This is a genomic window from Halobellus inordinatus (assembly GCF_024498335.1).
GTDB classification, from domain to species: domain Archaea; phylum Halobacteriota; class Halobacteria; order Halobacteriales; family Haloferacaceae; genus Haloquadratum; species Haloquadratum inordinatus.
Genome location: NZ_CP101825.1, coordinates 124,402 through 138,324, shown reverse-complemented (window position 1 = coordinate 138,324; position 13,923 = coordinate 124,402). Strand labels below are relative to the sequence as shown.

The 13,923-nt window shown below is 66.5% G+C and carries 13 protein-coding genes; 11 read left to right on the top strand and 2 right to left on the bottom strand.

The window, feature by feature from the left end; all coding sequences use genetic code 11:
• Positions 1-58 precede the first annotated feature (58 nt).
• From NO362_RS00570 to NO362_RS00535, 8 genes are all read left to right on the top strand, one after another.
• Positions 59-1,120, top strand: a complete 1,062-nt coding sequence (locus NO362_RS00570) for an AbrB/MazE/SpoVT family DNA-binding domain-containing protein (RefSeq protein ID WP_256545736.1) — start codon at positions 59-61, stop codon at positions 1,118-1,120.
• A 174-nt stretch (positions 1,121-1,294) separates the two neighbouring features.
• On the top strand, positions 1,295-2,461 hold the full coding sequence (locus tag NO362_RS00565; RefSeq protein ID WP_256545735.1) for a sensor histidine kinase: 1,167 nt from the start codon (positions 1,295-1,297) through the stop codon (positions 2,459-2,461).
• A 46-nt stretch (positions 2,462-2,507) separates the two neighbouring features.
• Positions 2,508-2,759 carry a DUF7996 family protein gene (locus NO362_RS00560; RefSeq protein ID WP_121569862.1) on the top strand — a complete coding sequence of 84 codons (252 nt, stop codon included), beginning with the start codon at positions 2,508-2,510 and terminating at the stop codon, positions 2,757-2,759.
• Positions 2,760-2,858: 99 nt separating this feature from the next.
• Positions 2,859-3,110, top strand: a complete 252-nt coding sequence (locus NO362_RS00555) for a DUF8006 family protein (RefSeq protein ID WP_121569861.1) — start codon at positions 2,859-2,861, stop codon at positions 3,108-3,110.
• A 113-nt stretch (positions 3,111-3,223) separates the two neighbouring features.
• Positions 3,224-3,757 carry a DUF5815 family protein gene (locus tag NO362_RS00550; RefSeq protein WP_256289110.1) on the top strand — a complete coding sequence of 178 codons (534 nt, stop codon included), beginning with the start codon at positions 3,224-3,226 and terminating at the stop codon, positions 3,755-3,757.
• 82 nt (positions 3,758-3,839) lie between these two features.
• Positions 3,840-4,073, top strand: a complete 234-nt coding sequence (locus tag NO362_RS00545) for a helix-turn-helix domain-containing protein (protein WP_256545734.1) — start codon at positions 3,840-3,842, stop codon at positions 4,071-4,073.
• A 209-nt stretch (positions 4,074-4,282) separates the two neighbouring features.
• Positions 4,283-7,528, top strand: a complete 3,246-nt coding sequence (gene carB, locus NO362_RS00540) for a carbamoyl-phosphate synthase large subunit (RefSeq protein WP_256545733.1) — start codon at positions 4,283-4,285, stop codon at positions 7,526-7,528.
• A gap of 225 nt (positions 7,529-7,753) precedes the next feature.
• Positions 7,754-8,365, top strand: a complete 612-nt coding sequence (locus NO362_RS00535; protein WP_256545732.1) for a DUF6149 family protein — start codon at positions 7,754-7,756, stop codon at positions 8,363-8,365.
• 6 nt (positions 8,366-8,371) lie between these two features.
• Here NO362_RS00535 and NO362_RS00530 read toward each other — a convergent pair whose 3' ends face one another.
• Positions 8,372-9,727, bottom strand: coding sequence for an NAD(P)/FAD-dependent oxidoreductase (locus tag NO362_RS00530; protein ID WP_256545731.1), 1,356 nt, complete (start codon positions 9,725-9,727; stop codon positions 8,372-8,374).
• A gap of 230 nt (positions 9,728-9,957) precedes the next feature.
• On the opposite strand from NO362_RS00530, the gene NO362_RS00525 reads away from it, so the two are divergent.
• Positions 9,958-10,833, top strand: coding sequence for a homoserine kinase (locus tag NO362_RS00525; protein WP_256545730.1), 876 nt, complete (start codon positions 9,958-9,960; stop codon positions 10,831-10,833).
• 149 nt (positions 10,834-10,982) lie between these two features.
• Here the strand turns inward: NO362_RS00525 and pdxS are convergent, their stop codons facing one another.
• Positions 10,983-11,891 (bottom strand): pyridoxal 5'-phosphate synthase lyase subunit PdxS, encoded by a 909-nt coding sequence (gene pdxS / locus NO362_RS00520; protein ID WP_256545729.1) that lies wholly within the window; start codon positions 11,889-11,891, stop codon positions 10,983-10,985.
• Positions 11,892-12,025: 134 nt separating this feature from the next.
• Between pdxS and NO362_RS00515 the strand changes: the two genes are divergently transcribed.
• Together NO362_RS00515 and NO362_RS00510 are read left to right on the top strand one after the other, a co-directional pair.
• Entirely contained in the window at positions 12,026-12,790 is a 765-nt protein-coding gene (locus NO362_RS00515) for a DUF1405 domain-containing protein (RefSeq protein ID WP_256545728.1), read from the top strand.
• Positions 12,791-12,864: 74 nt separating this feature from the next.
• Positions 12,865-13,917, top strand: coding sequence for a hypothetical protein (locus tag NO362_RS00510; RefSeq protein ID WP_256545727.1), 1,053 nt, complete (start codon positions 12,865-12,867; stop codon positions 13,915-13,917).
• Positions 13,918-13,923 lie beyond the last annotated feature (6 nt).

The following is a 13,923-nucleotide window of genomic DNA, read 5'->3' as shown; positions in this document are numbered from 1 at the left end:
TCCGGACGACTGACCGCAGAGTAGAGACTGCGACCGACCCGAGAGACCGAAGTTTACGATGGAGACACGGAAGATACAACGAGTCAGCAACGGGACGTACACGGTGTCGCTGCCGCGCGAGTGGGCCGAAGAACAGGGCCTCTCCGCGGGCGCGGTCGTCGACCTTCATACGCACATCGACGGCTTGCTGGTCGTCCAGACGGCCGACGAGCGCGAGGCGGCACGCATCGATCTGACGATCTCAGATGAGACGGCGACGCAACTCGCCAGGATCCTTCGAGCGGCCTACGCAACCGGCGCGCTCGAAATCCACATCGAAGCCGACGGCGAGTTCACGTGCGAACAGCGGACCGCCCTGCGATCGGTCACGCGAGCGATGGCCGGCGTGACCGTCGCCGACGAGTCGGAGTCACACGTCGAGATCCGGAACGTCCTCAACTCCGAGGAGGTGTCGGTTCGGCAGTCGGTTCGGCATCTCCAGTTCGTCGCGCTGTCGCGACACCGGGAGGCGACGGCCGCGCTGCTCGGTGACGGCCCGGCGTCGACCGTCGCCGACAGCGACAATCGCGGGGACCGACTGCACGGGATGGTCGAGCGCTACTTCGTGCGGAGTCTCTCGCGGCTGGACGAGGTCGACAGCCTCGGCGAGAGCCGTCCGGAACTGTTCCAGTTCTACGAGATGGCCGCCGAACTCGCACAGGTCGCGACGCACGCCGACCGGATCGCGAGCTCCGCAGCCGACGTAGACGAGCCGATCGACGCCGACCTCGCAGCCGAGGTCGACGCGGTCGCGACGCAGGCTCGCGACGCGGTCGAGACCGCGGTCGACGCGACGTTCGCTCCCGACCCCGACGCCGTCTGGTCTGTCTTCGAGGCGCGGAACGACGTCCGCGCGACGACCGAGTCGATCGACCGACGACTGTTCGATTCCGCCGACGCGGACTATCGGACGACGAACGCGGTAGAGCGCATCCGTCGAACGGCCGACTGCGCGGGACGTATCGCAACCGTCGGGCTTCGCGCTGCGATCCGAGAGGGTCACACCAGCGACGGCGTGCGCGTCGGCGTCGACTCCGACGAGGGATCGGATTCCCGCGTCGCCAGCGGTGCCGACGAGTAAACGGCGGTCTGTAGGCGCTTCTTCGAGCCGCATTCACGGTCTTGCGCACCGCCAGCGGGTTGCGTCGGTCCCGCGCTCGGCACCGCTGCGTGAGTACCAGACCGCTATTGTCGGCACAGACCACTATTGAGTGTTCTTAGCAGCACTCATTCGGGGAACGCTCCGAGAGAGTGTATGGCTACAGACTCCGAGCGGGAGCCGGCAGCGACGTTGCGACGGTGCCGGGGTGCTGTGTGTGACATCGCCGCTGCAGAGTCGAAGGCGGACCTCTTCGAGCGAACTGCCGCGGCCACAGCGGAACTGTTCGGCGTCGCCGACGTTCGACTGTGCGCCGTCGACTCCGAGCGGGAGTCGGTCGCCGTCGAGCGCGCCGCCGGTACCGACGTGGGAGCTGAAGATGGCGACGGCGCCGCAGTCGGATCGGACGGCGGGCGTGTCGCTCCGGCTGACGCTATTTCCGCCGCTGCACGCGAGGCACTCGCCACCGACGAGGTCGTCGTCGACGATGGTGAGACGACCGGGTTCGTCGTGCCCGTCGACGACACCCGAGTGCTGTGCTTTCGGCGTTCTGGTCGGCCGGAGCGGCCCGATGCGACGAGCGTCGACGGCGAAGACGCCGCGCTCGCCGGGCTGATCGGCCAGGCGTTCGCAACGACGCTCGACCGTCTCGATCACGCGGCCGCGCTCGACGAGCGGGAGTCGGCGCTGGCGCGGAAAAACGAGCGGCTGGACCGGTTCGCCGGGCTCGTCGCCCACGAGTTCCGGAACCCGGTCGGGATCGCGTCGGGACACCTCGACCTCGTCGTCGGCACCGAGGGCGACGAGCGGCATCTCGAAGCCGCACGCGGTGCCGTCGACCGAATGGACCGCCTCACCGAGAGCCTCCTCGATCTCGTTCGCGGCGAACCGCTCTCGGGGAACGTCGACGCGGTCGATCTCGGCTACCTCGCGAAAGGCGTCTTCGACACCGTCTGTCCAGCAGCGGCGACGCTCACGATCGAGGACCGCACGACCGTCCGCGCGAACGAGCGCCGGCTCCGCACGGCGTTAGAGAGCCTGTTCGACGACGCCGTCGCCCGCGGCGGGTCGTCAGTCGAGATCCGAATCGGCGCGCTCGACGAGGACGGATTCTACGTCGCCGACGACGGTCCGGGTCTCGAACGCGACGTCGGCGTCGATCCCTTCGGCTACCGCCCGGTGAACGAGACGGACCGTCGCGACCTCCGGCTCGCGATCGTCTACGACGTCGCGACGGCGCACGGCTGGCAGGTCGCACTCGCAGACTGTTCGGACGGCGGCGTTCGCATCGAGTTCGAGACCGCCGACGAGTCCAGCCCGTGAGCGGCCGACCGAGTCATTGAGGGGTCTTCGGCTCCAACTGGCGGTAATGACCGAGGACGACGCCGGCGGACGCACCGAACGCACCCAGCTCTTCGAGTTGACCCGTAGCAAACTCCTGTTGGCTGCCATCCTCCTGATCGGCGTCGCGGGGTCCGGAATCGCTCGCCGCCTGCTCGCGGAAGCCGGCTACGACGGCGTCGGTATCGTCGTGTTCATCCTCGGATACGGCGGGATGGTGTTCGTGATCTGGTACGGCTGGATCCGTCCGATGGACATCACGGGACCGAAGCCCGAATAATCGAGCCGAGAACGACCGAGCAACCGCACGGGCTGCCGCGTCGCGGCCCGCGAAGAACGGAACTTTAATACTCGATTCGCGCCGAAACTCCGGACAAGGATGCTCCCCTTACAGCTCGTCGACAGTTTCCTGCTCAATTACAACGTCGGGCAGGCGTTACTGCTCGTCTTCGTGCTCGCGACGGTTGGCGTGCTCCCCCTGAAATCACAAAAACTGCTCGCGCTCAACGTGATCGTGTTCGGGCTGATCTTCGCGCTGACGCCGCAGTCGCTCGTCCCACTGCACTACCTGTTCCTCGGCCTCGCACTGTTGGTCATCGGGCCGCTCCTGTACGCGACCGCGAGCAACTGAGGGGATACCACTCCGTTTTTTCGACGGCGTCGACGGGACGCGAGCGAGTCGCTCCGGAGTCACGGCCGATTTCGGAACGCGACGTTTAACCCCCGCCGTCGACAACGCAGCGTATGGCACAACCGCAGGTTCCGGGCGGTGGCGGGGAGACGCTCGAACTGCCGTGCGGTGAGACGAAGTCGATCGGGACGCTCGATCTGGGGATGCGCGAGTTCGAGTGCGCGTGCGGAGAGCGTCACGCGGTCGTGATGGACGTCCACCCGCCGGAGCGATTTCTGCCGGAGTTTCTCGTCTCCGTTCTTCGGGAGGCTGTCGAGACGACGAGCGAGGAGATGCCGGAGTTCGGCACGGCACACCTGATGGGCATCGTCCTCGAGGAGTTCCCCCAGCGCGTCGTCTCCGCCGACGTGAGCGACGACGGGGACGTTGGCGCCGGAATCGTCTGGGTGACCGACTTCGAGGCGCGACGGCTCCACGAGATCATCGTCGAACTCGTGGTCGAACTGATGGAACACGCCGTCAGTCACGCCGACGACGAGACCGCCGTCTCGGAGTTCGAACGGCAGATGCTGGATTTCGACGTGAGCGAGTTCGTCGAGGAGTACCGCGCCGAACGGGATCTCTCCGCGGACGACGTCTACGCCTGAGTAAGGTCTCGATCGCTGCGTTTCACCGCGTCTGACGCACGTCGCACTGAAGCCTAAGCCCTGTCGCGTTCTACATTCGCGTATGAGCATCACCCGGCCCTCCGGGTTCGAGGAGGTCTGCGACGTACTCGCCACCGCGGAGGAACCACTGACCGCCCGGGAGATTCTCGATCACCTGCGCGCGCGAGGCGTCGACGGTTTCGAGACGTCCTATCGCGTCGCGACCGTGCTCGGACGGGCCGCAGAGCGTGGGGCGGCGGTCACCGTCATCGACGGGAGCCCGTACCGCTACCGACTCGACGAGCCGTCTCGCTGAGACAGCTGTATCGAGACAGTTTTTCGTTCGTGGATCGGATCGTTCGATAGTCGTCGATGAAGCTCCCGATCGGGGTCTCGCCACTGCTGTGTATCGGCGCGCACGGAGGACAGCGCACCGGCCCGGAGCGATTACGAATTTCGAAATGACCCTTCGCATCTCGTAGTATTTCGCCGGGCTTATTACGATGTACGGACTGCCTCACAGTGATGACTGACGAGGACATCTCGACAGACGGTGAGGCAGCGTCCGAAGACCGGACGATACTGCTCATCGGTAGCGGACCCATTCAGATCGGACAGGCGGCCGAGTTCGACTACTCCGGCGCACAGGCCTGCCGGGCGCTGCAGGAAGAAGGCGCGCGAGTCGTCCTCGTCAACTCGAACCCCGCGACGATTATGACGGACCCGGAGATGGCAGACCGGGTCTACATCGAGCCGATCACGCCCGAGGCGATCTCGGAGATCATCCGCGAGGAGAACCCCGACGGCGTCATCGCCGGCCTCGGCGGCCAGACCGGCCTGAACGTCACGGCCGAACTCGCAGAGCAGGGCATCCTCGAGGAGTACGACGTCGAGATTATGGGCACGCCGCTCGACACCATCTACGCCACCGAGGACCGCGACCTGTTCCGCCAGCGGATGGAGAACATCGGCCAGCCCGTCCCCGCGTCGACGACGATTTCGCTCGACGAGGGCGAAGAAGTGCAGCGGATGACCGAAGCTGACCTCCAGGACCGCGTCGACGACGCCGTCGAGGAGGTCGGCGGGCTGCCGGTCATCTCGCGGACGACCTACACCCTCGGCGGCTCCGGGTCGGGCGTCGTCCACGAGAAAGAGGAACTCTACGAGCGCGTCCGCAAGGGTCTCCGCCTCTCCCGGAACTCCGAAGTGCTCATCACCGAGTCCATCTCGGGCTGGGTCGAACTCGAGTACGAAGTGATGCGCGACGCCGACGACTCCTGTATCATCATCTGCAATATGGAGAACATCGACCCGATGGGCATCCACACCGGCGAGTCCATCGTGGTCACGCCCTCGCAGGTCATCCCCGACGAGGGCCACCAGGAGATGCGCGACGCCGCGCTCGAAGTGATCCGCGAACTCGGCATCCAGGGCGGCTGTAACATCCAGTTCGCCTGGCACGACGACGGCACGCCCGGCGGCGAGTACCGCGTCGTCGAAGTGAACCCGCGCGTCTCGCGCTCCTCCGCGCTGGCCTCGAAGGCGACCGGCTACCCGATCGCCCGCGTGACCGCGAAGGTCGCGCTCGGGAAACGGCTCCACGAGATCGAAAACGAGATCACCGGCGAGACGACCGCTGCCTTCGAGCCGGCTATCGACTACATCGTCACCAAGATCCCGCGGTGGCCCAAGGACAAGTTCGACGACGTCGACTTCACGCTCTCGACGGCGATGAAGTCGACCGGCGAGGCGATGGCCATCGGGCGGACCTTCGAGGAGTCGATGCTGAAGGCGATCCGCTCGACGGAGTACGAGCCCGCGACCGACGTCGAGAGCGTCTCAGACGAGGAACTCGAAACAGAACTGCTCGAACGGCCGACCCCCGACCGCACCTACGCCATCTTCGAGGCGTTCGACCGCGGGTACAGCGTCGACGATGTCCAGGAGCTGACGGGCATCAAAGAGTGGTACCTCGAACGCTACCAGCGCGTCTCCGAAGCGATGGACGCGGCCCAGGAGGGCGACTTCACGACCGCTGCGACGGCCGGCGTGACAAACGCCGAAATCGCCGCTTCGACGGGCGAAAGCGTTGCTGACGTCGAGACCGCCGTCCCCGGTCGCACGTACAAACAGGTCGACACCTGTGCCGGCGAGTTCGCCGCACAGACGCCGTACTACTACTCCTCGCGCAAGCCCGAGTTCTACTCCGGGCCCTACGAGGGCGACGCCGCGGCGGGCGAACTCCGCGTCGACCGCGACGTCGAGAGCGTCGTCGTCGTCGGCGGCGGCCCGATCCGGATCGGCCAGGGCGTCGAGTTCGACTACTGTTCGGTCCACGCCGTGCAGGCCCTGCGCGAGATGGGTATCGACGCGCACGTCGTGAACAACAACCCCGAGACGGTCTCGACCGACTACGACACCTCCGACGGCCTGTTCTTCGAGCCGATCACGGCCGAGGAAGTCGCCGACGTCGTCGAGGCAGCCGACGCCGACGGCGTGATGGTCCAGTTCGGCGGCCAGACCTCCGTCAACATCGGCCACCCGCTCGAATCGGAACTCCAGCGCCGCGGCCTCGACTGTGAGATCCTCGGGACGAGCGTCGACGCGATGGACCTCGCGGAGGACCGCGACCGCTTCAACCGCCTGATGGACGATCTCGGCATCCTCCAGCCCGAGGGTGGCTCCGCGACCAGCGAGGCAGAGGCGCTCGACCTCGCGAACGAACTCGGCTACCCCGTCCTCGTGCGTCCCTCCTACGTGCTGGGCGGCCGCGCGATGGACGTCGTGCACTCCGACGCAGAGCTGAAAGAGTACATCGAGGAGGCCGTTCGCGTCTCCCCCGACAAGCCGATCCTCATCGACCAGTTCCTCGCCGACGCCATCGAACTCGACGTCGACGCCGTCTCCGACGGCGAGCGCGCGATCATCGGCGGTATTATGGAACACGTCGAGAGCGCGGGCGTCCACTCGGGCGACTCCGCGTGTATGATCCCGCCGCGCTCGCTGGACAAAGAGACGATGGCCCGCGTGCGCGAGGTCACAGAAGACATCGCGACCGCACTCGACACCGTCGGCCTCCTGAACGTCCAACTCGCCGTGAAGGACGGCGAGGTCTACGTCTTGGAGGCGAACCCGCGCTCCTCGCGGACGGTCCCGTTCGTCTCGAAGGCGACGGACGTTCCGATCGCGAAACTCGCCGCGAAGGTGATGGCCGGCGAGACTCTCGACGACCTCGACGTTCCCGAGAAAATCCCCGAGGACGTCAGCGTCAAAGAGGTCGTCCTGCCGTTCGACCGCCTCCCGGGTTCGGACCCGCGTCTCGGCCCGGAGATGAAGTCGACCGGGGAAGTGATGGGTACGGCGTCCACGTTCGCGAAGGCCTACGACAAGGCCCAGGACGCGACGGGCAAGTCGATCCCCGAGTCCGGCACCGCGTGGGTCGACCTCTCGGCCGAGGAGTTCCCCGACCCCGGCACCGAAGACGGGGACGCCCTCGAAAACGGCTACGCGGAGTACTTCGACCTCGCGACGTTCGACGACGAAGAAGACCTCGTCTCGGCGCTCCGTGAGGGCCAGATCGACCTCGTCGTCTCCCGCGACCGCGACGCGCTCGAAGTCTGCGTCGAAGAGGAGATCACGTACTTCTCGACGACCGCCTCTGCGTTCGCCGCACTGGAGGCGCTCGACGCGAAGGACGACCCGATCGACGTCGAAGCCGTCTCCGACCGCCCGCGCCGCGTCGAGAACTGGGGCGCACAGTCCGACGACTGATAGGGAATATCGTACGTCCCCATAGACTTCTCGCCGGACGGTACGGCGAGGATCTCCGAACAGTTACGATACTCCCTATGAGCGGCGTGCGCCGACGACGAAGTCGGTGACGCAGAGTCGACTTTCGCTCTCTCAGTTCTTCTCATTTGTCTCTTTTGGCCGTTCGTGAGCGGCGCAGCGCCCGCACGCGTGTGATTGAAGGTCTGTCGGTCCCAAGCGGAACCGATGAAACTCCGTCAGAACCTCCGGCACTTCGCGGCGAAGAAAGCGCTGACGATGCCGGTCGTCGGCGACATCGCGACGGACAAACTCGTCGACCTCCACGTCCGCGTCTTCGGGCAGAAGGCGGACCCCGACCACCGCGAGGAGCGCGAACCGCATATGGAGACGTTCTTCGAGTTGACGTTCGACACGTACGTCCGCGCGCTCGAAGAGGGGTTCAGCGAGGCGGAAGCCCGCGAGATCACCCACATCCAGGCCAACTTCGACTTCTACAACTACGGCTGGACCGAGATGATGGAGTTCCCCGTCGACGAACTGGAAGCCCACTACGAGCGTTACGCGGACTTCTTCGAGCGCTACGACATCGACATCGCGAACCCGCTCGGCGACTTCCGGACCAAAGAGATTCCCGACGCGCCCGCGACGCCGGAGCGACTCGACGACCCCGAACACCCGCACGCCGTGGGCGGTTTCGCCGACGACGTCTACGTCGAGGGCGAGGACGGCGACGTCCGCGTCGGCGGTCGCGAAGAACCCGAGGACGTCGACGTCGACATCGCGCCCGGCCTCCAGGACGTTGACGCGGACGCGGAGACCGACGAATCGGAAGCCTAATTCGCGTTACTCGTCCGTTTTCGACCCGATCTGCGCGTCGATCCGGTCGGCCACCTCGTAGCCGGCGACGACCCCGCCGTTGAGCGAGCGCTCGGGGTACTGCGCCTCCGAGGCCATCCCCGCGTAGTAGACGCCCTCGCCGACGTCCGCGTCGAGATGATAGGGCACGACGAGGTCGAGATAGCCACACTCGTAGATCGGCGCGGCGCGCGGGTTGCGGGCGATCCGGAATTCGGAGACGGCAGACCGATCGAAGTCCGGAAACATCGATTCGATCTCTGCGAGCCACGTCTCCCGCAGCTCCTCGTCGTCCATTTGCCACAGGTCCTCCGTCTCGTCTTGCACGTAGGAGGCGACGTACAGCAGGTGGTCGCCACCGTAGCGCTCCCGTTCGACGAAGTTCGTGTGTTCGACGAGCGCGCCGAACGGTGCGTCGTGTGCGACGTTCAGCCAGTAGGTGTCGAGCAGCGACTCCTCCATCGTGACGAGACCGCAGATCGCCCCCTGGAAGTCGATTGCACAGGAAAAGCCCGTCAGTGACTCCAGGACGTTCGGCATCGTCGCGACGACCGCGGCGTCGACTTCGTGTGTCTCCTCGGCGTCGGCTCCGGGGGCCGCCTGGGTACCGTCGTAATCGACGGTGAGCGATTGGACCTGCCCGTCCTCGACCGTGAGGTCCGTGACGGGCGCGTTCGCCGTGATGTTCTCCCGACCGACCGCGTCGACGAGCGCATCCAGAAGCACGCCGAACCCGCCGTCGAAGTACCCGAGGATCTCGCCGCGTAAGAGGTCGCGCTCGCCGCGGAAGCGCACGCGTCCGAGGAACCACGCCGCGGAGATGTCGTCTTTTCTGTCCCCGTACTTCCCGTCGAGCAGGGGATCGACGAAGTTCTCGTAGACGCTCGTCGTGGTGTGTTCTTCGACGAATTCCCGCACGGTGACGTGTTCGTACTCCGCGAGGTCGTCGTAGGCGTCGAAGTCTGGGAGTCCGCCGCGAACGTCGACGCCCTGCGTGAGCATCCCGAGCCGGAACTTGTCGTAGAGGCTCATATGCGGATACGCGAGAATCTCCCAGGGGGTGTCCAGCGGATGGACGACGCCGTCGACGTAGTAGCCGTTGGTGCCGACGCGCCACTCGATCCGGTCGCCGACGCCGAGTTCCTCGGCGAGGTCGACGATGGTCTCCTCCGATTTCGAGAGGTGGTGATAGAACTGCTCGATGTCGTCACCCGGCGTCTCGTAGGTGGCCGCGAGGCCGCCGAGCTGTGGCGCGGCCTCGAACACCTGTACGTCGTGCCCGCGCTGCTGTAGCCGATAGGCGGCCGCGAGACCTGCGATCCCGCCGCCGACGACGCCGATCATACGCGCAGTACTCGACAGCCCGGAAAGTGCTTTCCGTTCCCGGTGTCGGCGCCGCGTGTCGCCGCCGAGCGGCAGGACCGCCCGACGGGATCCCGCCGACTTATAGGGATTGTCGTAACTGTTCAGAGATTCTCGCCGTATCGTCCGGCGAGAAATCTATGCGGACTTACGATAATCCCTATTACCGTCGTTCGCTACCTTTTTACCCGCCGTTGGGCAACGGAACGCGTATGCAGACGGTCAGGGCCCCCGCGACGAGCGCGAATCTCGGGAGCGGTTTCGACGTCTTCGGCGTCGCCCTCGACCGTCCCGCCGACGTCGTCCGCGTCGAGAAGGCCGACCGGACGACGATCGAGATGACCGGCGTCGGGAGCCAGTACATCCCCGAGGACCCCGAGAAGAACGTCGTCGGCGCCGTCGCCGAGGAACTCGACGCGCCGGCGCACATCCGGATCGACAAGGGCGTCCGCCCCTCCTCGGGACTCGGATCGTCGGCGGCCAGTTCGGCTGCGGCGGCCGTCGCGCTGAACGCGCTCTACGACCGCGGGCTCTCCCGTGAGGAACTCGTCCCCGTGGCCGCCGAGGGCGAAGCGGTCGTCTCCGGTGAGGCCCACGCCGACAACGTCGCACCCGCATTGCTCGGTGGGTTCACCGTCGCTCGCGACGACGCGGTCACGACTGTCGACGCCTCGATCCCGCTCGTGGCGTGTCTCCCCGAGATCGCCGTCTCGACCCGCGACGCCCGCGGCGTCGTCCCCGAGTCGGCGGCGATGGAAGACGTCGTTCACACCGTCGGCTCCGCGGCGACGCTCGCCATCGGGATGTGCCGCGACGACCCCGAACTCGTCGGCACCGGGATGGACGAGCGCGTCGTCACCCCCGCCCGCGCGGAACTCATTACCGGCTACGATACGGTCCGCGAAGCCGCTCTCGAGGCGGGGGCGACGGGCGTGACCGTCTCGGGTGCCGGCCCGGCCGTCATCGCGCCGTGCAGCGAGTCCGACCGTCGGGACGTCGCCGCGGCGATGGTCGACGGCTTCGCCGACGCCGGCGTCGACTCCCGCGCGTACCAGACGCGCGTGAGTCGGGGCGCGACGCTGTACTGACGTCGTCGCTACATCTTCGTGTGTTCAGTTTCGGGAGCCACTGCACCGCGCTATCGGTCGGGACTGGATGTATGCAACGGCGAAAACGAGCGGAACAGCGCGCGTGAAACGGAACTAGACGAGACTTGATTGCGGACCCGAACGTCCGCTTAGACGCCGCGGCCCTGCAGCTTCTCTTCTTCGGGGAGATCGGTGTTGGCCTCGCCCTTCATTCCCTGACCGAGGTTCGAGGCGATTTCGGCGAGGGTGTCGGGGTCGTCCCAGTTGTTGACGGCCTCGACGATCGCTTCGCCCATCGCCGGCGGGTTCTCCGCGCCGAAGATACCGGAGCCAACGAAGATTCCGTCACAGCCGTGGTGCATCATCAGCGCCGCGTCCGCGGGCGTCGCGATGCCGCCGGCGGCGAAGTTCACGACCGGCAGCCGACCCATCTCGGCGGTCTCGTGGACGAGATCGGCGGGCGCTTCGTGCTCGCGGGCCCACTTCTCGCGCTCCTCGTGGGTCTTGCCTTCGAGTTCGCGGATCGCGCCCTTGATGTTGCGCTGGTGGTGGACGGCTTGATTCACGTCGCCGGTGCCGGCCTCGCCCTTCGTTCGGATCATCGCCGCGCCCTCGTCGATCCGGCGGAGCGCTTCACCGAGGTTGCGCGCACCGCAGACGAACGGCGCGGTGAAGCCGCGCTTGTCGATGTGGTAGCGCTCGTCGGCGGGGGTGAGCACCTCGCTCTCGTCGATCATATCGACGCCGACCGACTGCAGGATCTCCGCTTCCTTCGTGTGGCCGATCCGGGACTTGCCCATCACCGGGACGGAGACGGACTCGACGATCTCTTTGACGTCTGCGGGGTCGGCCATCCGCGCGACGCCGCCGCGCTTTCGGATGTCCGCGGGGACGGCTTCGAGCGCCATCACCGCGACCGCACCGGCCTCCTCGGCGATCTTCGCCTGTTCGGCGTCGACGACGTCCATAATGACGCCGCCCTTCTGCATCTGTGCGAACCCGCGCTTGACGAGGTCGGTCCCGCGACGGAGTTCGGACAGATCAGTCTCCTCGGACATACTACTCGGTTGCGGTCGGACACACTTAAACAGTTCACCCCACGGCCGCCGCCGACGGGCCAACAAATTGCCACGTCGGCGGCGCTCGATCCCGAAACCGGCACCCCTTTTTCGACGCACTCCGAGCCACCTGTATGGCATCGTCTCCCGCGTCGTCTTCGGGGCTTCGTCGGTTCGTCTCGGGCGACGGCCTGCCGGTACCCGACGGGCTCCCGTGGTGGCTCGCGCCGCTGCCGACGTGGCTCGAAAACGTCGGCCTCCGGTTCGCGTGGCTCGTCGTCGCGATCAATCTGCTCGGGACCGCCTTCGGCTTCTGGTACTACGGCTTTCACCCGCTGCCGCTCTCGGATCCGCTCATCACCTGGCAGTTCGCGGCCGAACCGGTCGTGATGTGGCCGTTCGTTCCCGACAGCCCGCTGGCGACGCTGTTCATCGCGCTGGCGTTTGCGAGCTGGAAGCTCGGACGGACGAACGAGTACCTCGTCGCGTTGGCGTTCTTCGGCTGCTGGAAACTCGGCCTCTGGACGCCGTACGTGCTCTCGGTCTTCGCCGACGCGTTTCTCGACATCACGTGGTTCCCACTGTACGTCTTCCTGTTCGTGAGTCACCTCGCGATGGTCGTCGAGGCGTTCGTCCTCCATCGGATCTCGGACTTCCCGGTCCGCGCCGTCGCCGTCGCGCTCGTCTGGTACGGCTTCAACGACGTCGTCGACTACTTCGTCCCCATCGTGGGCGACCCGCACCACACGTCGATTCCGCTCGCCGACAGCGCGGTCGTCGGCGGCACGACTGCGCTCCAACTCGCGGCTGCCGGGGCCGTCGTCCTCACGTTCGTCGCCACGTTCGCCGCGCTCGCGACGCGCGTGAAGAAATTGGAGTTGCAGATCGAGCGCGAGTAACGCCCGTCGGGTGCCTCGGTCACCACCCGCACCACCGCCCACGCTTTTGCCCGCGCCACGCGTACCCTGATTCGATGAGCGACCTCTTCGACGCTGTCGCCGACCTCCCGCTCTCGATCGAATCGACCGACCGAACGCGACGCGACCGCGACACGTCGAGCGGTTTCGTCAGAACGACGACGACGTTCCATCTCTCCGGCGCGGGTCACACCGGCCGCGGCGAGGACGTCGCCTACGACACCGAAGATCACGACGCGCTCGCGGACGCGCCGGCGTTCGATTTCGCGGGCGAGTACACGTTCGCGTCGTTCTCGGCGCATCTGGACGACATCGACCTGTTCCCGACGAAACCGCCCGAGCGTGAGACGGCGCGGCACTACCGGCGCTGGGCGGTCGAGTCGGCCGCGCTGGATCTCGCGCTCCGGCAGAACGCCCTTTCGTTGGCTGAGGCGGTCGACCGCGATCCCGCGCCGCTCCGCTTCGTCGTCTCGACGCGCCTCGGCGACCCGCCGACGACCGACCGTCTCGATGCGATTCTCGACGCGTATCCCGACACCGAGTTCAAACTGGATCCGACAGCCGAGTGGACTGACGAGGTCGTGGAGGCGGCCGCCGCGACCGATGCGGTTCGGATTTTGGATCTGAAAGGGCTCTACGAGGGGACGCAGGTCGACACCGAACCCGATCCGAATCTCTACGGGCGACTGCTCGATGCCTTCCCCGAGGCCGTCATCGAGGACCCTGGACTCACGTCGGAGACGCGACCGCTCTTTGACGGCGAGGAAGGCCGCGTGTCGTGGGACTACCCGATCACGGGCGTCGAATCCGTCGAAGCGCGACCGTTCGAGCCGGAGTGGCTGAACATCAAGCCCTCACGCTTCGGGACCGTCGAGTCGCTGTTCGAGACGATCGAGTGGGCCGAAGCGCGCGACGTCTCACTCTACGGCGGCGGCCAGTTCGAACTCGGCGTCGGCCGCGATCACATTCAACTGCTCGCGTCGCTGTTCTACCCCGATGGCCCGAACGACGTCGCGCCCGCGGGCTACAACGATCCCGACGTGCAGCCGGGGCTGCCGAAGAGTCCGCTCGACGCGCCGGAAAATTCGATTGGGCTCAGTTGGGAGTGACGCCGG

Bases quoted from the DNA above. Each gene is read 5' to 3' on its own strand.
- NO362_RS00570 (WP_256545736.1), top strand. From the start codon at position 59: ATGGAGACACGGAAGATACAACGAGTCAGCAACGGGACGTACACGGTG.
- NO362_RS00565 (WP_256545735.1), top strand. From the start codon at position 1,295: ATGGCTACAGACTCCGAGCGGGAGCCGGCAGCGACGTTGCGACGGTGC.
- NO362_RS00560 (WP_121569862.1), top strand. From the start codon at position 2,508: ATGACCGAGGACGACGCCGGCGGACGCACCGAACGCACCCAGCTCTTC.
- NO362_RS00555 (WP_121569861.1), top strand. From the start codon at position 2,859: ATGCTCCCCTTACAGCTCGTCGACAGTTTCCTGCTCAATTACAACGTC.
- NO362_RS00550 (WP_256289110.1), top strand. From the start codon at position 3,224: ATGGCACAACCGCAGGTTCCGGGCGGTGGCGGGGAGACGCTCGAACTG.
- NO362_RS00545 (WP_256545734.1), top strand. From the start codon at position 3,840: ATGAGCATCACCCGGCCCTCCGGGTTCGAGGAGGTCTGCGACGTACTC.
- carB (WP_256545733.1), top strand. From the start codon at position 4,283: ATGACTGACGAGGACATCTCGACAGACGGTGAGGCAGCGTCCGAAGAC.
- NO362_RS00535 (WP_256545732.1), top strand. From the start codon at position 7,754: ATGAAACTCCGTCAGAACCTCCGGCACTTCGCGGCGAAGAAAGCGCTG.
- NO362_RS00530 (WP_256545731.1), bottom strand. From the start codon at position 9,727: ATGATCGGCGTCGTCGGCGGCGGGATCGCAGGTCTCGCGGCCGCCTAT.
- NO362_RS00525 (WP_256545730.1), top strand. From the start codon at position 9,958: ATGCAGACGGTCAGGGCCCCCGCGACGAGCGCGAATCTCGGGAGCGGT.
- pdxS (WP_256545729.1), bottom strand. From the start codon at position 11,891: ATGTCCGAGGAGACTGATCTGTCCGAACTCCGTCGCGGGACCGACCTC.
- NO362_RS00515 (WP_256545728.1), top strand. From the start codon at position 12,026: ATGGCATCGTCTCCCGCGTCGTCTTCGGGGCTTCGTCGGTTCGTCTCG.
- NO362_RS00510 (WP_256545727.1), top strand. From the start codon at position 12,865: ATGAGCGACCTCTTCGACGCTGTCGCCGACCTCCCGCTCTCGATCGAA.